Annotated in this window: 26 protein-coding genes; 14 read left to right on the top strand and 12 right to left on the bottom strand. The window is 72.0% G+C overall.

Annotated elements, in window-relative coordinates; genetic code table 11:
* Positions 1-12: 12 nt before the first annotated feature.
* The gene (locus tag OOK41_RS29495; protein WP_117671124.1) at positions 13-909 is read left to right on the top strand and encodes a LysR family transcriptional regulator ArgP; all 897 of its coding nucleotides are present in this window, start codon (positions 13-15) and stop codon (positions 907-909) included.
* Positions 910-982: 73 nt separating this feature from the next.
* Here the strand turns inward: OOK41_RS29495 and OOK41_RS29490 are convergent, their stop codons facing one another.
* A complete protein-coding gene (locus tag OOK41_RS29490) occupies positions 983-2,731 on the bottom strand; it encodes a biotin carboxylase N-terminal domain-containing protein (protein WP_266267459.1) in 1,749 nt (582 codons plus the stop codon).
* A 130-nt stretch (positions 2,732-2,861) separates the two neighbouring features.
* On the opposite strand from OOK41_RS29490, the gene OOK41_RS29485 reads away from it, so the two are divergent.
* The 4 genes from OOK41_RS29485 (at position 2,862) to OOK41_RS29470 (ending at position 6,781) form a co-directional block, all read left to right on the top strand.
* Positions 2,862-3,527: a PadR family transcriptional regulator gene (locus OOK41_RS29485; protein WP_266267458.1), complete on the top strand. Its 666-nt coding sequence runs from the start codon at positions 2,862-2,864 to the stop codon at positions 3,525-3,527.
* A 118-nt stretch (positions 3,528-3,645) separates the two neighbouring features.
* Positions 3,646-4,605, top strand: a complete 960-nt coding sequence (locus OOK41_RS29480) for an ATP-binding cassette domain-containing protein (RefSeq protein ID WP_117671129.1) — start codon at positions 3,646-3,648, stop codon at positions 4,603-4,605.
* Between the two features lie 24 nt (positions 4,606-4,629).
* Entirely contained in the window at positions 4,630-5,385 is a 756-nt protein-coding gene (locus OOK41_RS29475) for an ABC transporter permease (protein ID WP_117671131.1), read from the top strand.
* Between the two features lie 109 nt (positions 5,386-5,494).
* Positions 5,495-6,781, top strand: coding sequence for a sugar MFS transporter (locus OOK41_RS29470; RefSeq protein WP_266267457.1), 1,287 nt, complete (start codon positions 5,495-5,497; stop codon positions 6,779-6,781).
* A gap of 22 nt (positions 6,782-6,803) precedes the next feature.
* Here OOK41_RS29470 and OOK41_RS29465 read toward each other — a convergent pair whose 3' ends face one another.
* The 6 genes from OOK41_RS29465 to OOK41_RS29440 form a co-directional block, all read right to left on the bottom strand.
* The gene (locus tag OOK41_RS29465) at positions 6,804-7,454 is read right to left on the bottom strand and encodes an O-methyltransferase (RefSeq protein ID WP_117671135.1); all 651 of its coding nucleotides are present in this window, start codon (positions 7,452-7,454) and stop codon (positions 6,804-6,806) included.
* Positions 7,455-7,463: 9 nt separating this feature from the next.
* Positions 7,464-8,120 carry a nucleoside triphosphate pyrophosphatase gene (locus tag OOK41_RS29460; protein WP_266267456.1) on the bottom strand — a complete coding sequence of 219 codons (657 nt, stop codon included), beginning with the start codon at positions 8,118-8,120 and terminating at the stop codon, positions 7,464-7,466.
* 263 nt (positions 8,121-8,383) lie between these two features.
* Positions 8,384-9,481 (bottom strand): type VII secretion-associated serine protease mycosin, encoded by a 1,098-nt coding sequence (gene mycP / locus OOK41_RS29455; RefSeq protein ID WP_323136272.1) that lies wholly within the window; start codon positions 9,479-9,481, stop codon positions 8,384-8,386.
* A gap of 59 nt (positions 9,482-9,540) precedes the next feature.
* Complete coding sequence (locus tag OOK41_RS29450; protein WP_266267454.1) at positions 9,541-10,908, bottom strand: hypothetical protein; 1,368 nt, start codon at positions 10,906-10,908, stop codon at positions 9,541-9,543.
* Entirely contained in the window at positions 10,905-11,366 is a 462-nt protein-coding gene (locus OOK41_RS29445; RefSeq protein WP_266267453.1) for a hypothetical protein, read from the bottom strand. The genes OOK41_RS29450 and OOK41_RS29445 overlap by 4 nt, the downstream gene beginning before the upstream one ends.
* Positions 11,367-11,453: 87 nt before the next feature.
* Positions 11,454-11,666, bottom strand: a complete 213-nt coding sequence (locus tag OOK41_RS29440; RefSeq protein ID WP_117671143.1) for an acyl-CoA carboxylase epsilon subunit — start codon at positions 11,664-11,666, stop codon at positions 11,454-11,456.
* A 92-nt stretch (positions 11,667-11,758) separates the two neighbouring features.
* On the opposite strand from OOK41_RS29440, the gene OOK41_RS29435 reads away from it, so the two are divergent.
* Together OOK41_RS29435 and OOK41_RS29430 are read left to right on the top strand one after the other, a co-directional pair.
* Complete coding sequence (locus OOK41_RS29435; protein WP_266267452.1) at positions 11,759-13,876, top strand: serine/threonine-protein kinase; 2,118 nt, start codon at positions 11,759-11,761, stop codon at positions 13,874-13,876.
* A gap of 99 nt (positions 13,877-13,975) precedes the next feature.
* Positions 13,976-14,206: a hypothetical protein gene (locus tag OOK41_RS29430; RefSeq protein WP_266267451.1), complete on the top strand. Its 231-nt coding sequence runs from the start codon at positions 13,976-13,978 to the stop codon at positions 14,204-14,206.
* A gap of 102 nt (positions 14,207-14,308) precedes the next feature.
* Here the strand turns inward: OOK41_RS29430 and OOK41_RS29425 are convergent, their stop codons facing one another.
* Positions 14,309-15,061, bottom strand: a complete 753-nt coding sequence (locus OOK41_RS29425; RefSeq protein WP_117671149.1) for a lysozyme — start codon at positions 15,059-15,061, stop codon at positions 14,309-14,311.
* A gap of 175 nt (positions 15,062-15,236) precedes the next feature.
* Here OOK41_RS29425 and OOK41_RS29420 point away from each other — a divergent pair, with 175 nt between their 5' ends.
* The 3 genes from OOK41_RS29420 (at position 15,237) to OOK41_RS29410 (ending at position 17,503) form a co-directional block, all read left to right on the top strand.
* Positions 15,237-15,980, top strand: coding sequence for a M50 family metallopeptidase (locus OOK41_RS29420; protein WP_266267450.1), 744 nt, complete (start codon positions 15,237-15,239; stop codon positions 15,978-15,980).
* A 106-nt stretch (positions 15,981-16,086) separates the two neighbouring features.
* Entirely contained in the window at positions 16,087-16,587 is a 501-nt protein-coding gene (locus OOK41_RS29415) for a SigE family RNA polymerase sigma factor (RefSeq protein ID WP_266267449.1), read from the top strand.
* Positions 16,580-17,503 carry a hypothetical protein gene (locus OOK41_RS29410; protein ID WP_266267448.1) on the top strand — a complete coding sequence of 308 codons (924 nt, stop codon included), beginning with the start codon at positions 16,580-16,582 and terminating at the stop codon, positions 17,501-17,503. Before OOK41_RS29415 ends, OOK41_RS29410 begins: the two co-directional genes overlap by 8 nt.
* Positions 17,504-17,673: 170 nt before the next feature.
* On the opposite strand, the gene OOK41_RS29405 is transcribed toward OOK41_RS29410, so the two are convergent.
* Positions 17,674-19,257: an acyl-CoA carboxylase subunit beta gene (locus OOK41_RS29405; protein WP_266267447.1), complete on the bottom strand. Its 1,584-nt coding sequence runs from the start codon at positions 19,255-19,257 to the stop codon at positions 17,674-17,676.
* A 109-nt stretch (positions 19,258-19,366) separates the two neighbouring features.
* Between OOK41_RS29405 and OOK41_RS29400 the strand changes: the two genes are divergently transcribed.
* Positions 19,367-20,242 carry a biotin--[acetyl-CoA-carboxylase] ligase gene (locus tag OOK41_RS29400; protein WP_117671159.1) on the top strand — a complete coding sequence of 292 codons (876 nt, stop codon included), beginning with the start codon at positions 19,367-19,369 and terminating at the stop codon, positions 20,240-20,242.
* A 97-nt stretch (positions 20,243-20,339) separates the two neighbouring features.
* A complete protein-coding gene (locus tag OOK41_RS29395) occupies positions 20,340-20,912 on the top strand; it encodes a PH domain-containing protein (RefSeq protein WP_117671162.1) in 573 nt (190 codons plus the stop codon).
* 124 nt (positions 20,913-21,036) lie between these two features.
* On the opposite strand, the gene OOK41_RS29390 is transcribed toward OOK41_RS29395, so the two are convergent.
* From OOK41_RS29390 to OOK41_RS29380, 3 genes are all read right to left on the bottom strand, one after another.
* A complete protein-coding gene (locus OOK41_RS29390; protein WP_266267446.1) occupies positions 21,037-21,951 on the bottom strand; it encodes a MaoC/PaaZ C-terminal domain-containing protein in 915 nt (304 codons plus the stop codon).
* Between the two features lie 8 nt (positions 21,952-21,959).
* On the bottom strand, positions 21,960-22,670 hold the full coding sequence (locus OOK41_RS29385) for a GtrA family protein (RefSeq protein ID WP_266267445.1): 711 nt from the start codon (positions 22,668-22,670) through the stop codon (positions 21,960-21,962).
* A gap of 62 nt (positions 22,671-22,732) precedes the next feature.
* Complete coding sequence (locus OOK41_RS29380; RefSeq protein WP_117671202.1) at positions 22,733-23,269, bottom strand: GtrA family protein; 537 nt, start codon at positions 23,267-23,269, stop codon at positions 22,733-22,735.
* A 526-nt stretch (positions 23,270-23,795) separates the two neighbouring features.
* Here OOK41_RS29380 and OOK41_RS29375 point away from each other — a divergent pair.
* Together OOK41_RS29375 and OOK41_RS29370 are read left to right on the top strand one after the other, a co-directional pair.
* Entirely contained in the window at positions 23,796-25,640 is a 1,845-nt protein-coding gene (locus tag OOK41_RS29375) for a phosphoenolpyruvate carboxykinase (GTP) (RefSeq protein WP_266267444.1), read from the top strand.
* 37 nt (positions 25,641-25,677) lie between these two features.
* On the top strand, positions 25,678-26,538 hold the full coding sequence (locus OOK41_RS29370; RefSeq protein ID WP_117671170.1) for a hypothetical protein: 861 nt from the start codon (positions 25,678-25,680) through the stop codon (positions 26,536-26,538).
* Positions 26,539-26,542 lie beyond the last annotated feature (4 nt).

Raw genomic sequence — 26,542 nt, 5'->3', positions numbered from 1 at the left:
TAAGCTGTGCTGATGGACGCGCTCGACTCCACCCAGCTCCGTACGCTCGCAGCCGTGGTCGGGGAGGGCAGCTTCGAGGCGGCGGCCCGGCTGCTACACGTCACGCAGTCGGCGGTGAGCCAGCGGATCAAGGCGTTGGAGGAGAGCGTCGGCCAGGTCCTCGTGCGCCGGACCCGGCCCTGCGGGGTGACCGAGGCGGGCCGGCCGCTGCTCCGCCTCGCCGGTCAGCTCGTCCTGCTGGAACGCGAGGCGCTGGCCGACGCCCGCGGCCCGCTCGCCGGGGCGCGTCCCCGGACCCGGGTGGCCGTGGTGGTCAACGCCGACTCCCTCGCCACCTGGTTCGTCGGCGCGCTGGCCCGGCTGCCGGCGGAGCTGGCGCTCTCCTTCGACATCCGGCAGGACGACCAGGACCACACCGCCGACCTGCTCCGCGACGGCACCGTGACGGCTGCGGTGACCGCCCAGCGCGAGGCGGTGCAGGGCTGCCGGGTACGTCGGCTCGGCGCCATGCGCTACCGCGCGCTGGCCACCCCGGCCCTGGCCGGCCGCTGGTTCGCCGACGGGCTGTCCGCGTCGGCCCTGGCCGCCGCGCCGATGGTCGTCTTCGACCGCAAGGACCGGGTGCAGCACCGGTTCCTGCGGGCGGTGACCGGGCGGGACCTCGATCCGCCGGTGCACTATGTGCCGTCCGTGCCGGCGTTCGGCGAGGCCATCCGGCTCGGCCTGGGCTGGGGGCTGGTCCCGGAGCAGCAGGCCCGCGCCGACCTGGCCGCCGGGGCGTACGTCGACCTGGATCCCGGCCGGCACGTCGACGTGCCGTTGTACTGGCAGCACTGGCGGCTGGACTCGGCGGTGCTGGGCGCGCTGACCGACGCGGTCCGCGCCGCGTCGGCCGAGGCCCTGCGCTGAGCCACCGCACGGTCGTCAGGAGGGGCTCTTCGGGCGGGTGCCGGAGCGCGCTGACCGGACCCCTCGGTACACCTCAGGCGATGGTGCAGATGGCGGCGCCGGCGGTGATGACCGCGCCGACCTCGGCGGAGAGGCCGCTGACCGTGCCGGCCTTGTGCGCGTGCAGCGGCTGCTCCATCTTCATCGCCTCCAGGACGACGACCAGGTCCCCCTCGGCGACGGCGTCCCCGTCCGCGACGGCGATCTTCACGAGGGTGCCCTGCATCGGGGAGGTGAGTGCGTCCCCGCTGACCGCCGCGCTGGCGCCGGCCCCGCCGGCCCGGCGGGCCGGCTTCCGTGCGGCGGGCGCGGCGGCCGTACCCGCGCCGAGGCCGGCGGGCAGGCTCACCTCCAGCCGCTTGCCGCCCACCTCGACCACGACGGTCTCCCGCCCGGCCGGGCCCTCGGCGGGGCCGGCGACGGCGGTGAACGGCGGGACGGTGTTGTCGAACTCGGTCTCGATCCAGCGGGTGTGCACGGTGAAGGGCTCGGCGGCGAACGCCTCGTCGCGCACCACGAGCCGGTGGAACGGCAGGGCGGTGGCCATCCCCTCGACGACCATCTCGTCCAGCACCCGCCGGGCCCGCTCCAGGGCCTCGGTGCGGGTCTCGCCGGTGACGATCACCTTGGCCAGCAGCGAGTCGAAGTTGCCGCCGATCACGTCGCCGGCCGAGATGCCGGTGTCCACCCGCACGCCCGGGCCGGTCGGCAGCCGCAGCGCGGTGACCGTGCCGGGGGCGGGCAGGAAGTTGCGGCCCGGGTCCTCGCCGTTGATCCGGAACTCGAAGGAGTGCCCGCGCGGGGTCGGGTCCCCGGCCAGCCGCAGCTTCTCGCCGTCGGCGATCCGGAACTGCTCGCGGACCAGGTCGATGCCGGCGGTCTCCTCGGTGACCGGGTGCTCGACCTGGAGCCGGGTGTTGACCTCCAGGAAGGAGATGGTGCCGTCCGCGCCGACCAGGTACTCCACGGTCCCGGCGCCGTGGTAGCCGGCCTCCCGGCAGATCGCCTTGGCGCTGTCGTGGATCTGGGCGCGCTGGGCGTCGGTGAGGAACGGCGCGGGGGCCTCCTCGACCAGCTTCTGGTGCCGGCGCTGGAGCGAGCAGTCGCGGGTGCCGACGACGACCACGTTGCCGTGCTGGTCGGCGAGAACCTGCGCCTCGACGTGCCGGGGCCGGTCCAGGTACCGCTCGACGAAGCACTCGCCCCGGCCGAACGCGGCGACCGCCTCCCGGGTGGCCGACTCGAACAGGTGGGGGATCTCCTCCATCGTGCGGGCCACCTTGAGGCCGCGCCCGCCGCCGCCGAAGGCGGCCTTGATGGCCACCGGCAGTCCGTGGTCGACGGCGAAGGCGACGACCTCGTCCGGGCCGCCGACCGGGTCGGGGGTGCCGGGGACCAGCGGCGCGCCGGCCCGCTGGGCGATGTGCCGGGCGGTGACCTTGTCGCCGAGGTCGCGGATCGCCTGCGGAGACGGCCCGATCCAGGTCAGCCCCGCGTCGATGACGGCCTGTGCGAAGTCGGCGTTCTCGGCGAGGAAGCCGTACCCGGGGTGTACCGCGTCGGCATCGGCCTTCGCGGCGACGCCGATCAGCTTGTCGATCCGCAGGTAGGTCTCGGCGGCGGTGTCGCCGCCCAGGGCGTACGCCTCGTCGGCCAGGATGGCGTGCAGGGCGTCCCGGTCGGAGTCCGCGTAGACGGCGACGCTGCCCAGGCCGGCGTCGCGGCAGGCGCGGATGACGCGGACGGCGATCTCGCCGCGGTTGGCGATGAGTACCTTGCGCACCTTGGTGCTCCTCCCCGGAGGTTACTGAGCGGGAGTTTATCGGCCGTCGCCGTCGCCCTAACGATCGATCAGTGTGGCATGCGGCACTGCCCGCACGCCGATAGTCAAACTTGTCTAATACCCTTCTCCGGTGTCTGCCACGCGCATGATGATCCTCGGGCTGGTCAAGTGGATGCAGCCGGTGCACGGCTACGACGTCCGTCGTGAGCTGCTCAGCTGGGGCGCCGACAAGTGGGCCAACGTGCAGCCCGGCTCGATCTACCACGCGCTGCGCAAGCTGGCCCAGGAGGGGCAGCTCCGCGAGGTGGCGACCGAACAGGTCGGGGCCCGGCCGGCCCGGACGACGTACGAGATCACCCCGAAGGGGCTCGACGAGTTCGAGACCCTGCTGCGCGACCTGTGGTGGGGAAACCAGCAGGCCGCCGACCCGTTCGTCGCCGCGTTCGCGTTCCTGCCGGCGCTGCCCCGCCCGGAGGCGGTGGCCGCGCTGCGCAGCCGGGGGCAGGTGATCCGGGCCGGCGTGGAGAGCATGCGCGCCTCGATGGAGTCATCCTGGATCCGGGATTCCAAGCCGGTCGGGGTCACCTGGATGTACGAGTTGTGGATAGCCCGGGGAGAGGCGGAGGCGGACTGGTGCGACCGGGTCGCCGACCGGATCGAGGCCGGCGTGCCGTACCTGCCGGAGAGCCTGGCCGGCCGCGACGGCTGGACCGCGGTGGAGCCGGCCCCGGAGGTGGAGCGCGAGCCAACCCCGAACGCGGACACGGAGACGGAGGCGGAGACGGACGCGTATTAATCAAATTTGACTAGTGAAGCTATATCGCGTTAGCCTCGGCGGGACGTCCGGGGTGACGCCCCGTGCCACCCCTGCGGAACGGCCGGTTCCGTCCGGCCACGGACGACCAGGAGCGAAGATGATCGAGACCAGAGGGCTGCGGAAGTCGTTCCGCTCCCGCGCCGGTCGGGACAAGAAGACCGTGGACGCCGTCCGCGGGGTCGACCTGAACGTCGCCGAGGGGGAGATCTTCGGCTTCCTCGGGCCCAACGGGGCCGGCAAGACCACCACGCTGCGGATGCTGGCCACCCTCATCGAACCCGACGGCGGCGCGGCCACCATCGCCGGAGCCGACCTGCTCCGCCAGCCCGCCGAGGTGCGCCGCAGGATCGGCTACGTCGCCCAGGGCGGCAGCACCTGGGACGACTCCACCGCCCGTGAGGAACTCGTCCTGCACGCCCGGATGTACGGCATCAGCAAGGCCGACGCCCACCGCCGCGCGGAGCGCGCCCTGGCGGCCTTCCAGCTCACCGACTACGCCGACCGCATGTGCAAGACCTACTCCGGCGGCCAGCGCCGGCGGGTCGACATCGCCCTCGGCATCATCCACGAGCCGCGGATCGTCTTCCTGGACGAGCCGACCACCGGCCTCGACCCGCAGAGCCGGGCCCACATGTGGGACGAGATCCGCCGGCTGCGCAGCGAGGGGATGACCGTCTTCATCACCACGCACTACCTCGACGAAGCCGACGCGCTCTGCGACCGGATCGCGATCATGGACCACGGCGAGCTGGTCGCCGAGGGCACCCCCGCCGAGCTGAAGCGCGAGATCTCCGGCGAGGTGGTGGTCGTCGGGCTGGACGCCGCGGCCACCCCGCACGCCGCCCAACTGCTCGACTCCGAGCCGTACGTCAGCAAGCTGGAGACCGTCGACGGCGGCGGCGTGCGCCTCCACGTCGACGAGGGGGCGACCGCCATCCCGCAGATCCTGCGCCGCATCGACCACGCCGGCCTCGCGTTGAGCTCCATCGAGCTGCACCGGCCCAGCCTCGACGACGTCTTCCTCACCAAGACCGGCCGCTCGCTGCGCGAGTCCTGACCCGCCCCCGACAGGAGAACCCCCGTGAAACTCGCCCGCGACACGTGGTTGATCTTCCAGCGCCAGATGCAACTGCTGCTGCGCAACCCGGTCTGGGTCGTCGTCGGCGTCTTCCAGCCGGTGATGTACCTGCTCCTCTTCGCCCCGCTGCTCAAGCCGGCCCTGAACGCGCCGACCCAGGCCGAGGCGTACAAGATCTTCGTGCCCGGCGTGCTCGTGCTGCTGGCCATCTTCGGCGGCCTGTTCCAGGGCTTCGGCCTGATCGCCGAGCTGCGCGCCGGGCTCATCGAGCGGTCCCGGGTCACCCCGGTGAGCCGGCTCGCCCTGCTGCTCGGCCGCTCGCTGCGCGACGTGGTGTCACTGCTCCTCCAGGCCGTCATCATCACCCTGCTCGCGCTCCTGTTCGACCTGCGGGTGTTCATCGGTGATCTGCTGCTGGCGTACCTGATGCTCGCCCTGATCGCGCTGATGACCTCGGCCGTCTCGTACGGCGTTGCGCTCAAGGTCAAGAGCGAGGACGCGCTCGCCCCGCTGATGAACACCGTCGCCCAGCCGGTGCTGCTGCTCTCCGGCATCCTGCTGCCGCTCACCTTCGCCCCCGGTTGGTTGCAGGGCATCGCCGAGTGGAACCCGTTCTCCTGGGCGGTCGACGGCACCCGCGCGCTGTTCGCCGGGGACCTCGGCAACGACAAGGTCTGGCAGGGGCTGGCCATCATCGCCGTGCTGGCCGCCGCCGGCGTCGTCTGGGCCGCCCGGCAGTTCGCCCGCAGCGTGCGGTGAGCGCGCGGGCGTCCCCCGGCACGGGTCAGGGCCGGGGGTCTCGCCCCGCGCCGAGAGTTGCCTCTCACCGCGGGCGGGGCACCGGTCCGGCGCGCGTAGCGTAAGGGCCGTGCCCCGCCTCACCCATGACCGAACCACCTGGCTGGCCTACGCACAACTGGCGTTGTGGGGCTTCTTCCTCTACGGCTTCGGCCCCGTCGTCCCGCTGCTGCGCGACGAGCAGGGCACCACCGCGGCCGTCGCCGGCCTGCACAGCACCGCGATCGCAGTCGGCGCGCTCCTCGGCGGGGCGCTGTTCGCCCCCGTCGCCCGCCGGATCGGCCGGGGCCGGGCGGCCTGGCTCGGCCTCGCCGGGGTGGCCGTCGGCGTCGCCGGGTTCGGCACCCTCCGGCCCCTGCCCGCGACCCTCGCCGCCGTCGTGGTGATCGCCACCTTCGGCATGATGGTGATCAGCGGGGTCAACGTCGTGCTCACCGCCCACCACGGCCCCGCCGCGCCGGCCGCCCTCACCGAGGCCAACGCCGCCTGCGCCGGCATGGGCATCTTGGCCCCGCTGGTCATCGGGGCGACCGTCGACGCGGGGCTCGGCTGGCGGCCGGTGCTGGCCGTCGAGGTCGGCCTGATCGCGCTGCTCGCCCTCGCCGCCCTGGCCTTCCGGGTACGTCTGCCCGCCACGCCGCCGGCTCACCCGGTTCCCGCCGCCGCGTCGCACGTCGGCGAACCGGCGGTCAGTCCGGCCCGGGCGGGGCGCGCGAACGGTGGCCGGCTGCCCCGGTCGTACTGGATCGCCTGGGTCCTGATGGCGGTGACCGGCTCGATCGAGGTCTGCCTCTCGCTCTGGACCGCCGACGTGCTCCGCTCGCACGCGGGGCTGGGCGCCGGGGCGGCCTCGGCGGCCGTCGCCGCGATCGTCGGCGGGATGTTCCTCGGCCGGCTGGCCGGCGGCCGGGCCGCGCTGCGCTACCGGCCCGTGCCGCTGCTGCTGGCCGCGCTGGCCGTCTCGCTGACCGGGTTCGCCGTGTTCTGGGTCGCCCCGGTCGGCTGGCTGGCGGTGACCGGGCTCGCCGTGCTCGGCCTCGGCAACGCGCTGCACTACCCGCTGGCCATCTCGATCGCCCTGGCCGTCGCCGGGCCGGCCGCCGACAAGGCGGCCGGCTGGTCGTCGTACTCGATGGGGGTGGGCTTCGGGATCGCGCCGGTGGCGCTCGGCTGGGTGGCCGACGGTGCGGGACCGCACCTGGCCTTCCTGCTGCTGCCCGGGTTCATCGCGACGGCCGCGCTGCTCACCCTGCGGCTCGGCCGCGCGCTGCGTCCGCATGATCTTGACCGACCCGACGTACGGCATGCCGCGGTTTCCCCGCCGGCCGAGGCCGCGACATCCCGCACCTCGATCTGATCAAGGACGGTCCGGAGGCCGGTCAGCGCACCCGGGCGAGCGTCAGCCCGTCGGCGATCGGCAGCAGCACCGTCTCCACCCGCACGTCGGCCATGACCTCGTCGTTGAACGCGGCGATCGCCCGGTCGTCGGCGTTCTGCGGTGCGAGCACCCGGCCCCCGCGCAGCGTGTTGTCCACCGCGACGATGCCACCCGGCCGCATCCGCGGCACCAGCTCCGCCCAGTAGACCGGATACCCCGCCTTGTCCGCGTCGATGAACGCGAAGTCCAGGTGCCGGTCGTGCGGCAGCTCGCGCAGCGTCTCCCCGGCCGGGCCGATGCGCAGCTCGATCCGGTCGGCCACACCGGCCCGCGCCCAGTACCGCCGGGCGATGCCCGTGTACTCCTCGGAGATGTCGAAGCAGGTCAGCCGCCCGTCCTCGGCCAGCCCACGGGCGATCGCCAGGGACGACAGCCCGGTGAAGGTGCCCACCTCCACCGCCCGCCGCGCCCCGAGCAGCCGGGTCAGGAAGGTCAGGAAGGCCGCCTGCTCCGGCGCCACCTGCATCCTCGCCTGCGCCGGCAGCGCGGCGAGGGTCTCCTCGACCAGGTCGCCCATCACCTCGTCCGGGGCCGAGCCGTGCGCCACGACGTACGCGTGCAGTTCCGGGGTCAGCGGCAGCGACTTGCTCATGGCTGGAAACTAGCCGAGTGGCTCGACCGACTGGCCGCCGGGCGCGACCTTCGTCCACAGATCGACGATCTGGAGGTTCAGTTCGGCGAGGAGCGCGCGCAGCAGCGGCAGGGAGAGCCCGACCACCGTCCCCGGGTCGCCGTCGATCCCGTCCAGGAAGGCCCCGCCCAGGCCGTCGATGGTGAACGCCCCGGCCACGGCGAGCGGCTCGCCCGTCGCGACGTACGCGGCGATCTCGTCGTCGCTGACGTCGGCGAACCGGACGGTCGTCGAGGCGACAGCCTCGGCGCGTGAGTCGTGGACCACGTCGACCAGGCAGTGCCCGGTGTGCAGCACCCCGCTGCGCCCCCGCATCCGCTCCCAGCGCCCGACGGCGTCCGCCGCGTCGGCCGGCTTCCCGAGGATCTCGCCGTCGAAGGCGAGCACCGAGTCGCAGCCCAGGACCAGGGTCCGTTCGTCGGGGGACGGCCGCAGCCGGCCGGCGACCGCCTGCGCCTTGAGCCGGGCCAGCTCCAGGCACAACTCCTCGGCGCTCTCACTGACCACCTGGGACTCGTCGACCCCACTCACCAGCACGTCGGGCTCGATCCCGGCGGCGTGGAGCAGCTTTCGGCGGGCGGGGCTCGCCGAGGCGAGTACGAGACGGAGCGGCATCGAGTTCGGCACGGAGCCGACGCTACCGGCTACCCCCGCTCCCACACGTCACGGCACCTGCCTCTTCTACCCGGGGCCGCCTCTGCCTGCTCTGACGGCCTCTGCCTGCCCTGGCGTCGCCTCTGCCTGCTCTGACGTCGCCTCTGCCTGCTCTGACGTCGCCTCTGATCAACTCCGTATCAATGACACCGGGTGTTCCAGCCCCCCGGATACCGCCACGTCATTGACATCGAGTGGATCAAACGCGTCGGATCGCCGATCCGAGGCCGGCCACCTCACCGGCTGATCCGTGGCGGCGGGTCGTCCCCATGGCGCCGCCGTCGGGCGACCAGCGCCCAGGCACCCCCGGCGGCCACGATCACGCCCAACGTGGCCCACCCTCGGGCCGTCGCCCCACCGTCGCCGTCATCGCCTGCCGGCTCCGCGACCGCCGTCGTGACCGGCCGGGACCCCGCTGGGGCCCCCGCCGTCGCTGACCCGAAACCCACCGGGGGTACGTCTGCCGTCAACGCCGCGACCAGGTCGAGGACGCCGTAGCCGTACTCGTCGTCCCGGCCGGGCGGGCCCCTGTCGACGGCGGTGGCGGTGAGCCGGTGCGCGACCTCGGCGGCGGGGAGGTCGGGGTACTTGGACCGGACCAGGGCGGCAGCACCCGCAACGATCGCGGTGGCGCTGGAGGTCCCTGTGCCCTTCGAGTACTTGCCGCCGTAGCTGGTGCTGTAGATGTCGACAGCCGGCGCTACGACGTCCACACTTGGTCCGGTGACCGAAACAGCAGCGAGTTCTCCATTTTGATCAACGCCGCCTACCGCTATCACGCCGTCTTCTGATGCAGGGTAGCCAATGCTGATGTCAAATGGCTTATTGCCCGCAGCTGCCACCACCACGATGTCTGCATGTAGTGCCGTCCTGATGGCTTGTTGTAGGCGTCGACTCGCGCCGGCGACTGCTGAAATACTGATTATGTCGGCACCGTGTCGAGTTGCCCACTCGATGCTAGCTGCAAGCTCCTCGGTGTCTCCTTTGCCGTTTATCTGCCTTGACCGTATGGGCAGTATTTTGGCTTCGGGTGCAATTCCAAGAGCACCTAAGCCATTTGGGAAACCGTGAGCGGCAATAAGGCCGGCCATCGAGGTCCCATGGCTATCTTCGTCTCTGCGGCCGTCGCCGTGTTCTGAGACATCGGTCCCTGGGAGTAGATTGCGCTCAAGGTCTGGGTGTGGAAATACACCTGTGTCGGGAATGGCGACCGTTACGCCTTTGCCTCGACTGATAGCTTGCGCCTCTGCTGCTTTAAGGAACCGTAGGTGCCACTGATCTTCTCTGATCTTCTCTGCATTTCTTGAGTGGGGAGTGGTGCTGATTGAGTTGATGGGTGAAGTTGTGATGGTCAAGAGTGTTGCTAGCGCGAGGCTAGGCAATAGGAACTGGGTCACCGATCGAAGCCGATGGCTGGCCCTGGATCGATTGGCCCTTCGTCTTCGATGCGACGGACCACTGGTGGTACCCCTCTAAGGGTCTCCCAAGGATGCTCTGGATCCCAGGGCGGGAGGCCTTCACCGGGCTGTTCTTGCCTCCCATTCTGGCCATTGGTGGCCCTTAGGCCAGGGCTTCCGCCGATAGGGGATATCCCATGAAGGGGGCCAATCTGGTTGCTGCGTCCGCTTCCCGGCCTAGAGCCGGCAGCTCCGGTGGGTGCTGTGCCAGCACCGCCACCACCGATGATGCCACCGACCGGGTTGACTTTGCGAGGCAAGCTGGTGCCTCCTGGTGGACTAATGCCAAATCCGGGCGGCCCGCCGATAAGGCCACCGGGTGCTAGCGGCCTCATCGGGTTGGGCAGCGAAGGGCTGTCGCCATTCTTGGTGGTATGTCCTGGTGCGGGAGCTTGGTTGTGGGGCGGATTAGAGGAGCTTGGGCGATTGGGATTTTTTACGACTGGCCGTGTAGCTGCTGGTAGTCCCATTGCGGACGATGTGGTGGCGGGTAGGCTCGATGAGCCGCTTGCTGGCGTCGGGCTGTCCGGGATCGATGCAGGGATGTTGCTCGCGCTGCCGAGCACTGGGCCAACAATCTGCGGTATCGCAACGTGAGCCATTGGCCTTTTAGGCGGTCCATTTTTTGTCAGCGCCGAGCGTTGTGGTGCTATAGGTATAGGCGCGATGGGCGGAATGACCGGTGCGTCGTTGGCGTATACGTCAGGGTTATCCGGCTGTCTGGGGGTTTTGGGTAAGGTTGGGGGTTGGCGGAGCATTACCTGGGCCTGTTGGAGTTCGCCGCTGAGGCCGTACATCAGGCTCCGGGCCTGGGCGTTGAGTCGCTCCAGGTCGGCGTCGGTCACCGGCTTGTCCGGTACCCGGCTGCCCATCGCCGCCTTCGGGTCCGCCAGCGTCGCCTCGTACGTCCGCTTCTGCTGGAGCTTGGTCACGTACTCGTCGTGGAGCGGCTTCAGCTCGACGCGGGCGCTGCTGATGGCGCGGGTGGCTGCGGCGAGGGCGTCGTAGTTCGCGGCGGCCGCGTCGTGGGTGCGTTGCACCTTCTTGATGAGGTCGTCGAGTTCGCCCAGGTACGCCTGGGCGGCGGCGTTGGTCGCCGGTGGCCACGCCTCGGCCAGGCCGCGCCGGTACTCCTTCAGCCGCCCCAGGTGGGCCTGCGAGAGGTCGCAGACCTTGCGCCAGCCGGCGACCTGCTTCCAGTGCCCGGCCGTGTCGTGGTCCTGGATGCAGGCCCACATGCTGAGCAGGTCCATCAGCCGCCACTCGGTGAGGCCGGACGTCCGGCCGCTGCCCCGCTCGATCACGGCTGCACCACCCGCCCCGGCCCGTTGTCCGGGCTGGTCGGATCGGGCAGGGTCGGCGTGGGTCGGGCCGCCGCCGCGGTGCCGGGGTCGGCGAGGGCGCGTTCCACGTCGGAGACGCGGGCGGCGGAGAAGGCATCGGAGTCGGCGTACTTCGTGGCGATCCTGCCGGCCGCGGCGGCCAGGCGGCCGGTGGCACCGCCGACGGACCAGACCATCGTGGCCGTTGCCTGCTGGGTCTCGTTGTGGGCCTGGAGGAACTGCACCAGTTCCACGAAGGCGTCGGCGGGGTTGGGGATCTTCGCCTTCATGTCGTCCGCGATGTACGACAGGTGCGGCGCATAGTTCCGCTCCACCTCGGCCTGGAGTCTGTCGGCGAAGTCGCGCAGCTGGCGAATGTCGGCCTCGATGCCTCCGTAGTCGCTCATCCAGGGCGCTGGGCGGTCCTCCGCGGGGGTCATCGACCCTCCCTACCTGTTACGACACCGTTCCTCTGAGTGAGGTTAGCTGGTGTCGGCGACGTCCGGCAGCCCCGTACGCGCCTCGCCTCAGCGGGGCAGGCCGGCGGCGCGCCAGGCGCCGGGGCCGGCGGCGGGTGTCACGCCGGCCGGCCGGCCGCTGCGGGCCCAGGCCGAAGCGGCGACCGGTGCGGCGGCGGCGACGGGGCGGGTCCGGGCGACGATCGCGCCGACCAGGGCGGCCAGTTCCTCGGCGGTCGGCGCGCCCCGGGTCACCCGCAACAGCGGCTCGTCGGCAGACATGGAGTCAGCGTACGCGTCGCGAACTTGACCTTCGCCGCATAGTGGCGTGCCGGCGGTGTACGGCGGGCCGCCGCCGGGTACCGTCTCCCCCGATGTCGAACCCGCTTCCCCAACTCGTCGCCGATCGGTACCGGCTCATCTCGCCGCTCGGCCAGGGCGGCATGGGTCGGGTGTGGAAGGCGCGCGACGAGGTGCTGCACCGGGACGTGGCGATCAAGGAACTGGTGCCGCCGCCCAGCCTCACTCCGGACGAGCGCCGCGAGATGCGGGAACGCTCGCTGCGGGAGGCCCGCGCGATCGCGCGGCTCAACCACGTCAACGTGGTCCGCATCTTCGACGTGCTGCGTACCGACGGCGATCCGTGGATCGTCATGGAGTACGTCCCGTCGAAGTCCCTTCAGGACATTCTGGCCGAGGACGGGCCGGTGTCGTTGGCCAAGGCGATCGATGTCGGCCTCGGTGTGCTCGGCGCGCTGAACGCGGCGCACAAGGCCGGCGTCATGCACCGCGACGTCAAGCCGGGCAACGTGCTGATCGGCGACGACGGCCGGGTGGTGCTCACCGATTTCGGGCTGGCCACCATCCCTGGCGATCCGAACGTGACGCGGACCGGCATGGTGCTCGGCTCCCCGGCGTACATCGCCCCGGAGCGGGCGAGGGACGGCACCGCCGGGCCGGAGGCCGACCTGTGGTCGCTGGGCGCGACGCTCTACGCGGCGGTCGAGGGCAAGTCGCCATACGCCCGGCCGTCGGCGATAGGGACCCTGGCCGCGCTCGCCACGGAGCCGATGCCGCCGCCGAAGAACGCCGGCCCGCTCAAGGCGGTGCTGACCGGCCTGCTGCGCAAGGACCCCGCCGAGCGGATCGACGCGGCGGCGGCGGAGCGGCTGCTGCGCCGTGCCGCCGGCCGCCGGGCGAAGGGCATCTCGCTGCTCGACGGCGTACGCCGGCCGGGGCCGAACGGTCCGCGCGAGCCGCGCCGGACCGTGGTGCCGGCCCCGCGCCCGGCCGAGCAGGGCACGGAGCGGACGGTCACCCCGCCCGCGCCGCGTACCCCGGGGCTCGCCGCTGCCGCGGCGGCCGGTTCGGTGGCGGCCGGCGCGAGCGGCGGCGACGCGACCGCGAAGGTCCCCGCCGGCGGGGACGCCGATCCGACCGCGAGGGTCGACCGGACGGAGCGGTCCACCGACGCGGATCCGACCGCGAGGGTCACCGAACCGGGTCCGGTCGTCGACCAGCCGTCGACGGCTGCCGGCGAGGGAGGGGCGACCGCTGATCCGACGGCGAAGATCGCCGACGCGGCGGGGACGGCCGCCGACCCGACGGCCGCGCTGTCCGAGCCGACCGCGAAGCTGGCCGGGCCGGAGACCGCGTGGGGCGGTGGCGCCCCGCGCGGTGCCGTCGACGACACGCGCGTCGAGCCGGCTGCCGACGCACCGGTCTCGCCGCCCAGGCCGCCCCGTGAGCGGGCCACGTCGGTGCTGTCGGCCCCGGTGAGCCCTCCGCCGGTCTCGTCGGGCCGGGCCGCCGTCGTCGCGGGCGCCAAGCCCGGTCACCACCGGCGCAGCCTGCTGATCGGCGCGTTGGTCGCGGTGCTGCTGCTCGGGCTGCTGGTGGTGGTCCCGTTGCTCGGCAACGACGATGACCCGGAGAAGGGTGGCGGCCCGCAGGCCGGTGCCACGAGCACCGCCCCGTCGGCCCCGGTGACCTCGGCGCCCGCGCCGTCGCCGACGAGCGCCGCCCCGAGCCCGACGCCGAGCCCGATCGGGCTGGTGCTGCCCGACGGTTGGACCCTGCACAAGGATCCGACCGGCTTCAGCATGCCGCTGCCGAAGGGCTGGCGGCGCAGCTCGGGCAGCACCTGGGTGCAGTTCCGGGAGCCGAACGGGGTCCGCGAGGTGACCATCGACCGGACCGACACGCCCAAGAGCGACGCCGCCGCGGCGTGGCGGGCCATGGGCGACCGGAACGTCAACAACTACAAGAACCTGGGCATCCGCACCGTCCCGGGCTTCTGGAAGACCTGCGCGGACTGGGAGTGGCTGGAGACCCGGGACAACACCCGCATCCACGTCCGCAACCGTGGCTTCGTGACGGCCAGGAACCGCGGGTACGCCATCCGCTGGGAGGTCGCCGCCTCCGAGTGGGAGGCCAACCTCGACGAGTTCGAGCTGATCGCGAAGAACTTCAAGCCCGACCGGGCGGACTGACCTGGGCCGCCCGGTGGGAATGCCGACCGGTGCGATGTCGATTCGCATGTCCTTCCGTCGTACGGGGTACATGACCTCCACGACGGAAGGAGGTACGACATGGGACACCGATCCAGGGACGCCCGGCCCCGGCTGGCACTGTGGATGCTCGTCGCCCTCGGCGACGTGGTGCTGCTGCTGGTGAGTGCAGGTCTTCCGGTGCTGTTCGCGCTGCTCAGCGTCGTGACCGTAACCGTCGCCGTGGTGGCCGCCTGGCGGATGACCCGGCGGGGTGCGCTGGCCCGGGAGGACGGGATACCCGCGCCGGTCGGGTCGCGGCGGAGGATCTGACCCCGGTCACCCGGGCGACGAGTTGGCGGCAGCCGGACCGGATGTCGACCCTATGGTCACAGCCGATCCCGCTGCCGCCAACTGCCTCCCCAGGCGTCAGGATCAGGTGTTGTTCGCCAGCGCGATCAGCCGGGCGCGGTCGCCGTTCCAGTAGTTGCGGTCGACGTTGCCGCTGATCCCGGAGACGGCCCCGGTGCTGGTGTACTGCCAGAAGCTGTAGAACGGCGCGCCGGCGGGCAGGGTGCCCGGCGTGCTCGCCCAGCGGGCGAGCCACAGCGGGTGGTTGGCCCACGGCCCGGTCCAGCTACCGGTGCACTGGTTCCACCAGCTCGTGGTGGTGTAGATGACGGCGTACCGGCCGGTGCGGGACCGGTAGGTGTTCAGGAAGTCCTGGACCCAGCTGCGCATCCCGGACGTGCTGAGGCCGTAGCAGTAGCCACCGGCGTACGGGTTCCCCTCGATGTCCAGCGCTGCCGGCAGGGTGCGGCTGTCCGCGGACCAGGCGCCGCCGTTGCTGGCCAGGTAGTTGGCCTGGGTGGCGCCGGAGGAGATGTTCGGCCGGGCGAAGTGGTACGCCCCGCGGATCACCCCGGCGTTGTAGGCGTTCACGTAGTTGGTGTTGAAGCGGGGGTCCTTGTAGCTCGTACCCTCGGTGGCCTTGATGAAGGCGAACTGGACGCCGGAGTTGCGTACGCTGGTCCAGTTGATCGCCCCCTGGTAGTTGGAGACGTCGATGCCGGGGGTGGTGGCTGCCGCCGCCGGGCCGGCCGTGGCGACGAGGGCGGTGGCCGCTGCCGCCACGGCGGTGATCCCCGCCGCGATCAGTCGGCGCAGGGTGAGTCCGGTACGGATCATGGGTTCCTCCACGGGGACGCCAATCAATTGACGTACATCTTTGGAGATAGTTGCCCCGGATTGCAAGGGACCCTAAAGAAATTTTCACCCAGGGCAGGGGGTGACGGTAGGGGGCGCCGCGACCGGGTCGGCGCAGCGTAGCCGGGTCGGTTCGGGGCCGGTAGGCTCGCGCCCCATGGTGTCGATCGACGGACTGGGCACGCTCTGGGACCGGCTGTTCTCCGCACAGCCCGACCCGCCACCGCTGCTCGTCCTCGTCACCGCCGCGGTGGCGCTGGTGGTGGTGTCCACCCGGCTGCCCTGGCGGATCGCCCGTAACGCCGTCACCATCGCCCACGAGGGCGGGCACGCCCTCGCGGCCCTGCTCACCGGCCGCCGGCTGCACGGCATCCGGCTGCACTCGGACACCTCCGGCCTGACCCTCTCCGCCGGCCGGCCGACCGGGCCCGGCATGATCCTCACCCTGCTCGCCGGGTACGTCGCACCGTCGCTGGTCGGCCTCGCCGGCGCCTGGCTGCTGGGCGGCAACCGGATCACCCTGCTGCTCTGGGTGGCCGTGGCGCTGCTGCTGGCCATGCTGGTCATGGTCCGCAACGTGTTCGGGGCGCTGTCGCTGCTGGCCACCGGCGGGGTGGTGCTCGCCGTGTCCTGGTACGCCTCCGCCCAGGTCCAGGCCGCCTTCGCCTGGACCGGCGTCTGGTTCCTGCTCCTCGGCGGCGTACGGCCGGTGGTCGAACTCCAGCGGCTGCGCTCCCGGGGCCGGCTGCCGGAGTCCGACGCCGACCAACTCGCCCGGCTCACCCCGTTCCCGCCGCTGTTCTGGGTGGCGCTGTTCGCCTTGGCCAACCTGCTGACCCTGGTGGTCGGCGCGGCGCTGCTGGCCGGCCCGATCCTCACCGACGCGGGCCTGAACCTCTGAGCGCCCGGCCGGCCGCCGAGACGGCCGAAAACCCGGTTGGCTGATCCGGCAACCGGGCCCCCCGGCCCGCGCGTGTCCCCTGCGACCGACACGGGGGAGGTGGCAGGTGCCGGACGTCGACGGGTTCGACGAGTTCTACCGAGGTAGCCGGCAACGGCTGCTCGGCTTCGTCTTCGCGCTCACGGGCGACCTCACCGAGGCGCAGGACGCGGTGCAGGAGGCGTACATCCGGGCGTGGCAGCGTTGGTCCACGGTGCGCGGCTACGACGACCCGGAGGCGTGGGTCCGGGTCGTCGCCTCCCGGATCGCGGTCAGCCGCTGGCGCAGCCTGCGCAGCCGGGCTCGGGCGTACCTGCGGCACGGCGCCGCCGACACCACGCCCGGGCCGAGCGCCGACACCGTCGCGGTGGTGGCCGCGCTGCGCCGGCTTCCCGAGGAGCAGCGCACCGCCATCGCCCTGTACTACCTGCTCGGCATGCCGGTCGCCGAGGTCGCGCGGGAGACCGCCGCCCCGGTGGGCACGGTGAAGGCCCGACTCTCCCGGGGGCGTGCCGCGCTCGCCGGACTGCTTGCCGTCTCTGACCTGGAGGAGGCCGCCGATGCGTGACGACCCGACGTTCGTCGACCGGTTCCACCGGGACCTGCGGGACGTCCACTGGCTCGCACCTGCGGAGATCCGGGCCCGGGCCCGGCGCCGCACCCGGTGTACGGCGGTGGCGGCGGCGGTCGCCGTGCTCGCCGTCGCCTCGCTCTCCGCCGTGGCGGTCGGCGGCCGGGCCGACGGTCCCGACGCGCCGCCGGTGTCGTCCTGGCCCGACCGGTGGCTGTTCCCGGCCGAACCCGAGCCGACCGGGCGGGCCGAGATCCCGGCGGAGGCCCTGCTGGCGCCGTTCGACCTGAGTGTCCGGGGCAACGTCCGCCTGGGAGAGTCGGGGCTCCATGAGCCGGTCCGGGTGGACGCGTTGCTGGAGGTCTGCGCAGCGGACAAGGGGGTGCCGGCGGCACAGCCGGTGTCCCGCTACTCCCGCTCGCAGACCCTGCTACAGAAGGACGTTCCCGGTCAGGCCGCCTCGCCGGGCGTCCCGCTCCTGGCCCAAGACGTCTACCGCCTCGCCCCCGGCGCGACCGCCCGGGTGTTCACCGAGTTGGACGTGGCGCTGGCCGCCTGCTCCGACTGGCGCGAGGTGGCACCGGTCCAGTGGGCCGGCAAGCCCGTCACGGTCTCGTTGACGCACACCTGGCAGGCGGTCGCCCGTGACTTCGCCGGCGACGAGTCCGTCCTGCTGCGGCACGTCCCGTCGCAGCCGGTGGACGTGACGACGAAGCGGGCCGTCGGCCTGCGGTTGTCCACGGAGAGCCGGATGGTCGTCCGGGTCGGCGACCTGGTCACGGTGATCGTGCCGGTCGCCGGGCCGGGCGCCGACCGGCTGAGCGGCTCCCGCTGGACGAGCGACGCGGAGCTGTGCGCACTGGGTCGCAGCGCGGCCCGGCGGATGTGCGTCGCCGCCAACCCGTCCTGCTGACCGTGCCGCTGCGGGTGCCGGTGCTGGTGCTGCCGGGCCGGGCCGGCAGCATGTCGCGGGCAGGCATCATGTCCCGTCCGGCGGCACGTCCCGGGCCGGTTTCCGTACCCGCACGTGGTGTGACCGGAAACCCCTGCCGGCGACGGCCGCCACCAGGGGCCTCCTGGCGCCTACAGCGGGATGTTGCCGTGCTTCTTCGGTGGGAGGGTCTCGCGTTTGGTGCGTAGCACCCGTAGCGCGCGGACGATCTGGGTGCGCGTCTCGTGCGGTGGGATGACCGAGTCGACGTAGCCGCGTTCGGCGGCGATGTACGGGTTGGCCAGGGTGTCCTCGTACTCGGCGATCTTCTCGGCCCGTACGGCGGCGGGGTCGTCGGCCTTCGCCAACTCCGAGCGGTACAGGATGTTCACCGCGCCCTGCGCGCCCATCACCGCGATTTGCGCGGTCGGCCAGGCGAAGTTCAGGTCCGCGCCGAGGTGCTTGGAGCCCATCACGTCGTACGCCCCGCCGTACGCCTTGCGGGTGATCACGGTGACCTTCGGGACGGTGGCCTCGGCGTACGCGTAGATCAGCTTGGCGCCCCGGCGGATGATGCCGTCCCACTCCTGACCGGTGCCGGGCAGGAACCCCGGGACGTCCACGAAGGTCAGCACCGGAACGTTGAACGCGTCGCAGGTACGCACGAACCGGGCGGCCTTCTCCGACGCGGCGATGTCCAGGGTCCCGGCGAAGTGCATCGGCTGGTTGGCCACCACACCGACCGGCCGGCCCTCGACCCGACCGAACCCGACCACCAGGTTCTGCGCGTAGAGCGGCTGGACCTCCAGGAACTCGCCGTCATCCAGAACGTGCCCGATCACCCGGTGCATGTCGTACGGCTGGTTGGCCGAGTCCGGGATCAGCGTGTCCAACTCCCGGTCGGAGTCGGTGACCGCCAGATCTGCCGGGGCCTCGAACACCGGCGGCTCGTCCAGATTGTTCGACGGCAGATACGACAGCAACGCCTTGACGTACTCGATCGCATCCCGCTCGTCCACACCGAGGTAGTGCGCGTTACCGCTGCGCGCGTTGTGCGTCCGCGCGCCACCCAACTCCTCCATCGCCACGTCCTCGCCCGTCACCGTCTTGATCACATCCGGGCCGGTGATGAACATGTGCGAGGTCCGGTCGACCATCACGGTGAAGTCGGTGACCGCCGGGGAGTACACCGCCCCACCCGCGCACGGCCCCATGATCAGGGACACCTGCGGGATGACGCCACTGGCCCGCACGTTACGGAAGAAAATCTCGCCGTACAGACCGAGCGAAGCGACACCCTCCTGGATCCGGGCCCCACCGGAGTCGTTGATACCGACCACCGGGCAACCGATCTTCATAGCCAGATCCATCACCTTGACGATCTTCTCGCCGAAAACCTCACCGAGCGAACCACCGAAGACCGTGAAGTCCTGGGCGAAAACACAGACCTGCCGACCATCGACCGTGCCATAGCCGGTGACCACCCCGTCACCGTACGGGCGGGACCGCTCCAGCCCGAAATTGGTCGACCGATGCCGCGCGAACCCGTCCAACTCGACGAACGAGCCCTCATCGAGCAGCATCCCGATCCGCTCCCGGGCGGTCTTCTTCCCCCGCGCGTGCTGCTTCTCGACCGCACGCGCCGACCCGGCGTGCACCGCCTCGTCGATCCGTCGCTCCAGGTCCGCCTGCTTACCGGCAGTACTGTGAATGTCGATCCCGATCTCGGTAGTCACCCAGGGAATATAACGATGGTTCAGGACGCCCCCGGTGTGCAGTACGCCTCAGTGCGGGGCGCGCCGACGGGATCCGGCCGGCCGCCGGGGCGGGCCGTAGGCTGGCGGAATGCCCGGTTCCCCGTACACCGACCTGGACCGCCCGCCGCTGTCGGCGGCCCGGCTGCGCCGCGCGCTGGTCGCCCCGCACGGGCCCTGGCGGCACCTCGACCTGCGCGCCGAGACCGGCTCCACCAACGCCGATGCCGCCGAGGCGGCCCGGGCGGGCGAGCCCGAGGGGCTGGTCGTGGTCGCCGAGCGGCAGACCGCCGGTCGGGGGCGGCGGGGCCGGGCCTGGCAGTCGCCCGCCCGGGCGGGCATCGCGACCAGCGTGCTGCTCCGGCCGGGCGAGGCGGTCGCCGAGCGCGATTGGCCGGCGGCCCCGGCCGCGGGGTACGGCTGGCTGCCACTGCTCGCCGGGGTCGCGCTGGTCGAGGCGGTGGCCCGGCTGGCCGAGTTGGACGCCGCCCTGAAATGGCCCAACGACCTGCTGGTCGGCGATGCGAAATGCGCCGGCATCCTGGCCGAGGCGGTGTCCGGCCCGACGGCGGACCGGCCGCCGGCGATCGTGCTCGGCATCGGCCTCAACGTCACCCTGCGCGCCGACGAGCTGCCGGAGAACCCGACCGGCCTGCCCGCGACCTCGCTCCAGCTCGCCGGGGCGGTGGCCACCGACCGGGACCCGATGCTGCGCGCCCTGCTGCGCTCCCTGGCCGACTGGTACGACCGGTGGCGCTCCGCCGGCGGGGACGCGCTGGCCAGCGGCCTGCGGGACGCCTACCTGGCCGCCTGCGCCACCGTCGGCCGCCCGGTCCGGGTGCTGCTCCCGGACGGCGCGGAGCTGACCGGCACCGCCACCGGCGTGGACCCGGACGGCCAACTCCTTGTCGACACCTCCGCCGGCCCGCGTGCCCTCGCGGCCGGCGACGTGCTGCACCTTCGCTAGCCGCCACGGCCGCCACGACGGAACCACCGCACCGGATGATCCGATTACGGGCGTCGACCGGCTACGGTCAGCGCGTCCGTTCTGCGAGGAGGTTCCCGTGGCGTTCCCCGAAGACGTGCTCACCGAGGACGAGCACGTCGTGCTGCACCTGCACCCGCACTGGAAGGCGGTGGTGCGGCCGGTGCTGGTGTTGGCGCTCGCCGTCGCCGCCGTGCTGGCGGCCTGGCTCCTGCTCCCGGACGGCGAGGCCTCGACCATCGCCCTGTACGTGGTCGCGGGGCTAGCCCTGCTGCTCGTGCTCTGGTTGGCGCTCTGGCCGTTCCTGGTCTGGCGCAGCACGCACTACCTGTTCACCAACGAGCGGGTGCTGCTCCAGCAGGGGGTGCTCTCCCGGGACCGGCGGGACATCCCGCTCACCCGGATCAACGATCACGCGATGAGCCAGCGCTTCGTCGAGCGGCTGCTCGGCTGCGGCACGCTCACCATCGAGTCGGCCGGCGAACGCGGCCAGTCGATGCTGACCGACGTCCCCGGGGTGGACCGGGTGCAGACCAAGCTGTACGAGCTGGTCGAGGCGCACCACGACCGGCACTCCCTCGGCGACGGCGAGATGCGTGAGATCCTCGCCGACATGCGCGAGGGCAAACCCCTCCGCGACCCCTCCGCCTAACTCGGAAGTAGACCTACTTCCTCCCGATTAGGGCCGCTTCGCGAAGCGGAGTGGCAGCGACTAACCCCACCCTGCCCTCCCCCCACCGGCCCCCCTCCACCGGCCCCGGGGTGGGGTGGGTGGGTCAGGGGTGGGTGGGGCGGAGGGTGAACCAGCCGCGGAAGCGGGTGCGGAGCACCTCGCGGTCCGGGCGGTCGTCCGGCCCGAGGCGGAACATCGTGCCGGTGAGGCTGACCGTGCCGAGACCGGGTCGGGCGGTGGAGGGGCGGCTGCCCACCACGTCCAGGCGCACCGCCAGGCGGTCGCCGGCCCGCACCGGGGCCAGCCAGCGCAGTTCCTCCAGGCCGGGGGAGGCGTCGGCTGCGGCCCGGGCCAGCACATGATCGACGTACGCCCGCATGAAGAGGCTGACGGTGTAGAAGCCGCTGGCGATCAGCCCGCCGTGGTGGCTCGCGGCGGCCTGCTCGGGGTCGACGTGGTACCACTGCGGGTCGAACCGGCGGGCGAAGGCGACCATCTCGTCGCCGTCCACCCGCACCACACCCAGGCCGAAGGTGCGCCCGGGGGTCAGGTCCTCGAAGAACAGCTCGGCCGGCGCGCCCGTGCCCGAGCGCACCGGAGGCACCACCGGGGACGGCGGGACCGCGCCGCCCGGCGGCGGCGCCGCCGGGCTCTCCTGGTGGGTTGCCGGTGCGTGGATGTCGCCGGTACCACCGACCTGGGAGAAACCGTCCGCGCCGGGATCGGCTTCCTCCGGTCCGGAGGGTCCGACGGTTCCGGTCGTCCCGGAGACGGCCTGTCCGGCTTGTTGCGGGCGAGCCGGTCCGGCGGTGGTCTGGCCCGGGAGGGTCGGTCCGGCGCCGGCGCGTCCGGCCTGCTCCGGAACGGTCGGTCCGGCCTGGCCCGGAGTGACCTGCTCCGGGACGGTCCGCTCGGGACCGGGCTGCGGCATGGCGGGGCCGGGACGATCGGAGCCGAACTCCGGCGTCGCGGGGCCGGGCTGGTCGGGGTCGGCCTCCGGCGTGGTGACGGCGGTCATGTCTCGGCTCACCGCCGCCGTCGGCGGGTGCCGGCGTGCAGTTCGTCGGCGAGTTCCGCCGCCAGCTCACCGTCGAGCGTGAGGGCGGCGTCGGCCGGTGCGGGCCGGCCCTGCGCCGGGGCGATGCCGTCGCGGCGGGGCGCCGCCCGGCGCGCGCCGGGTCGGGGCTCGGTCTCCTCCAGTTCGCTGACCGACTCGGCCAGCTCGGCGACCGGGTCCATCTCGGCCATCGTGTCCCATTCGTCCCGGGGAATGGTGTGCCAGGTGTCCGCCGCCGGCTCCGCCGGGGCGGGCTGGAAGACGAACGTCCGGTACGACCAGAAGCGGAAGAGCGTGGCCAGCAGAACGCCGCCGGTCTTCGCCCCGTTGAGGGCGAGCAGGCTGGTCATGCCGAGGCCGTACTTGGCCGCCGCCAGGACGCCGAGTTCGATGAGCAGGCCGGTCGCGTTGAACAGGAAGAACAGGACGTACTCGCGACGTAGCGCCGATTTCGGGCGATCCCGGTACGTCCAGTGGCGATTCATCAGATATGACGTGATCGTCGCCACCACCGTGGCGATGACCGTCGCCTTGAGTTGGCCGTCCCGGAAAACGGTCAGTGCCAGCGCGTTGAACACCGCGTAGTTGATGACGGTGTTGATTCCGCCGACGATGCCGAATTTGAGCGCCTCGTGGATGAACTTCTGCCAGCGCTCAGGCAGCAGACGGACAAGACGCATGCGCAACACCTTAGGCGAGGGGACGGGCCGGCTCGGCCCGGCCGGACGAGGTGGGCGGCAGGTCACGCCCGGGGGTCCCGGTCGTGGGCCGCTTCCGTGACGGTCTGGGTTCCCGCTTCCACGAAGACGAACCGTCGGTACGACCAGAACCGGAACAGCGTGCCGAGGCCGGTGCCGACGACGAAGCTGGCGATGTTGTCGGCGAGGGCGGTCTGGAACACGCCGGGCCAGAGGGCGCCGAGGCCGTACCGGCTGATCGCCAGGCAGGCCACCGCGATGCCCAGGCCCACCCCGTTGAAGAGGAAGAACAGCGCGTACTCGCGGGCCGGGTTGGAGCGCTGGCGGTGCCGCCACGTCCAGAACCGGTTGCCGACGAAGGCGACGGTCGCGGCGATCACCGTGGAGATCGTCTTCGCGGTGACCTGCTCCACGCCCCGGGCGTTGGCCAGGTAGTTGAAGAGAGCGAAGTCGACGATGAAGGCCACGCTGCCCACGGTGGCGAACTTGCTGAGCTCGCGGACCAGATGACCGAAGCGGTCGATCAGGGCGCGTGCCAGACCCGGGCGGGTCGGCGGGGGGCCTGGTTGGTCCCCGGTCATCGTCGCGGCCACACCGCCGAGCGTACCGGTTCCGGCCCCCGTGGGCGGGCACCAACGGACGACCGGCCGCTCGGCGCGCTGCGCGGGTGGGGGCCGGCCTGGCGTCGTCCGTGGGGTCGTCGGTCGTCGGTGAGTACACCGTAACCCGCGGTGCGCCAATTGTGGATGGTGTAGCCGAATGGATGCCGCTGCCCCCGTCGCGCAGTTCCGGCGTCAGTTCACCGGCGGCACCACACCGTCCACCCGCACCACCCGCCGCGGTCGACCCCCGACCGCCCGTACCCCGGAGATCTCGGCGAAGGTTCACTGAAGATTTGCGTGAAACTGCGCGTGAAAGCGGGTATCAGAACGCGATGCCGCAGCGTGGCCGTACCTTGTGCAGTTCTTCACAACCAGTCCCACTGACTCGCGACGTCGCCCGGATTACGCTGAGGCCAATCCCAGGTTTCCACGAAGGCGACGCCTCGCGCCGTCCCAACTCGTGCATCCCATAGATCGGTCAGCGTCGACCACAAGGAGATGTGTCATGGTTGCTCCGGCTACCGTTCGGGGTATCGATCAGGCCCCGACGTCCCACCCCGAACTGCTCGCCTGGGTCCGAGAAGTAGCGGAACTGACCACCCCGGACCGGGTCGTGTGGGTGGACGGGTCCGACGAGGAGTGGCGCCGCCTCACCGACGAGCTCGTCGACAACGGCACCCTGATCCGGCTCAACCCCGAGAAGAAGCCCAACTCGTTCTACGCCCGCACCGACCCGTCGGACGTCGCCCGGGTCGAGGAGCGCACCTTCATCTGCTCGGTGGACGAGGCGGACGCCGGCCCCACCAACAACTGGATGGCGCCGGCCGAGATGAAGCGGACGATGACCGAGCTGTACCGCGGCTCCATGCGCGGGCGGACCATGTACGTCATCCCGTTCTGCATGGGCCCGGTCGAGGCCGAGAGCCCCATGTTCGGTGTCGAGATCACCGACAGCCCGTACGTGGTGGCCTCGATGCGCATCATGACCCGGATGGGCGCGAAGATCCTGGAGGCGATGGGCGACGACGCGGGCTTCGTGCACGCGCTGCACTCCATCGGCGCCCCGCTCGCACCCGGCCAGCAGGACGTCGCCTGGCCGTGCAACGAGACGAAGTACATCTCCCACTTCCCGGAGACCCGGGAGATCTGGTCTTTCGGCTCCGGTTACGGCGGCAACTCGCTGCTCGGCAAGAAGTGCTACTCGCTGCGCATCGCCAGCGTCATGGGGCGCGACGAGGGCTGGCTCGCCGAGCACATGCTGATCCTGAAGATCACCTCGCCGGAGGGGCGGGTCTACCACGTCGCCGGGGCGTTCCCGTCCGCCTGCGGCAAGACCAACCTGGCCATGCTGGAGCCGACCATCCCGGGCTGGAAGGTCGAGACCATCGGCGACGACATCGCCTGGATGCGCTTCGGCCAGGACGGCCGGCTCTACGCGATCAACCCCGAGTACGGCCTGTTCGGCGTCGCCCCGGGCACCGACTGGAAGACCAACGCCAACGCGATGCGGACGCTGGACCGGGGCAACTCCGTCTTCACCAACGTCGCCCTCACCGACGACGGCGACATCTGGTGGGAGGGGATGGGCGAGCCGCCGGCGCACCTGATCGACTGGAAGGGCAACGACTGGACGCCGCAGAGCGAGAACCTCTCCTCGCACGCGAACAGCCGGTTCTGCACCCCGATCACGCAGTGCCCGATCCTGGCCGACGACTACTACGACCCGAACGGGGTGCCGATCGACGCGATCCTGTTCGGCGGTCGCCGCCGGGACACCGTCCCGCTGGTCACCGAGGCCCGGGACTGGGTGCACGGCGTCTACCTGGGCGCGACGCTGTCCTCGGAGACCACCGCCGCCGCGTCCGGCGCGGTGGGCGTGGTGCGCCGCGACCCGATGGCCATGCTGCCGTTCATCGGCTACCACGCCGGCGACTACTTCCGGCACTGGATCGAGATGGGCAAGGGCGCCGACGGCGACGAGTCCAAGCTGCCGAAGGTCTACTACGTCAACTGGTTCCGCAAGGACGCCGAGGGCAACTTCCTCTGGCCGGGCTTCGGCGAGAACTCGCGGGTGCTCAAGTGGGTCGTCGAGCGGCTGGAGGGCCGGGCCGACGCGGTGGAGACCCCGATCGGCATGGTCCCGGCGCAGGACGCGCTGGACGTCGAGGGTCTCGACATGACCCCGGAGGACGTCCGGATCGCGCTGAAGGTCGACCCGGACGAGTGGCGCGAGGAGCTGCCGCTGGTCACCGAGTGGTTCGAGAAGTTCGGGGACAAGCTGCCCGGCGTGCTCTGGGCCGAGCTGGACGCGCTGCGCGCCCGGCTCGACGCGGAGCAGCCGACGCGGTAGGTGCGATCCGCCCCCGCACGGGGCATCATCGGATTCCATGAGGACGGCCGCCGAGACCCAGGTCCGGCGGCCGTCCGCCGTCCGGGCGCTGACCACCCTGCTCGCCGTGACGGCGGCGGCCACCGTCGTGGTCGAGCTGCTCAACTGGTGGTACGCCCCGGAGCAGGAGTTCGGGCTCGCGGTACGCACCGGCTGGGCGATGCTCCGCTCGCTCGGCTTCCTGGTGCTGATCGGGCACGTCCACCGGGGCCGCACCGTGGCCAGGCCGTTCGGGCTGATTCTCGCCGTCACCACGGTCTTCGCCGTGGGCCGGCTGGTGGTGCCCCGGCAGGGCGTGCCGCCGCTGCCCGGGCTGCTCGGCTTCGCCCTGCTCGCCGCGCTCTGCGGGGCCGTGGTCTGGCTGCTGTACCGCTCGGACGCCGTCGCCGGCCACCTGGTCCGGCACCGCAAGGGCCTGGTCGTCTCCGGCGGGACGATCTCCTGGCGGGAGGTCGCCCCGAAGCGCCCACCGGTCACCGGCTGGCTGCTCACCAGCCGCGTCGCCGCGTTCACGTACAGCCCGCTGATGCTGGTCCCGGCCCTGGTCGCCACCGGGGCGATCCTGGACGGCCGGCTGGCCGCCGTGCCGGCGGTGCTGTTCTGGTTCGCCGCCGGCGTCGGGGTCAGCTACCTGGTGCTGCTCTGCACCGCCTTCCTCATGCGCGGCCGGCGTTGGGCCCGGTCGCTGCTGGTGGCGATCACGCTCGGCGTGCTCGCCGTCGACCTGCCGCTGTGCTGGTGGCTGCTCGGCGTCGACGGCCTGATCCGCGACGGCGGGCCGTTGCTCGCCGCCGCCGCCCTGGCGTTGTACGGGTTGTGGCGCGCCGGCCGGGTCGAGGGGGCGGGCGCGCCGGGCTGAGCGC

Origin of the sequence: Micromonospora sp. NBC_01655 (assembly GCF_026339755.1) — a bacterium.
Lineage (GTDB): Bacteria > Actinomycetota > Actinomycetes > Mycobacteriales > Micromonosporaceae > Micromonospora.
This window is presented reverse-complemented; position numbering and strand designations above follow the sequence as displayed.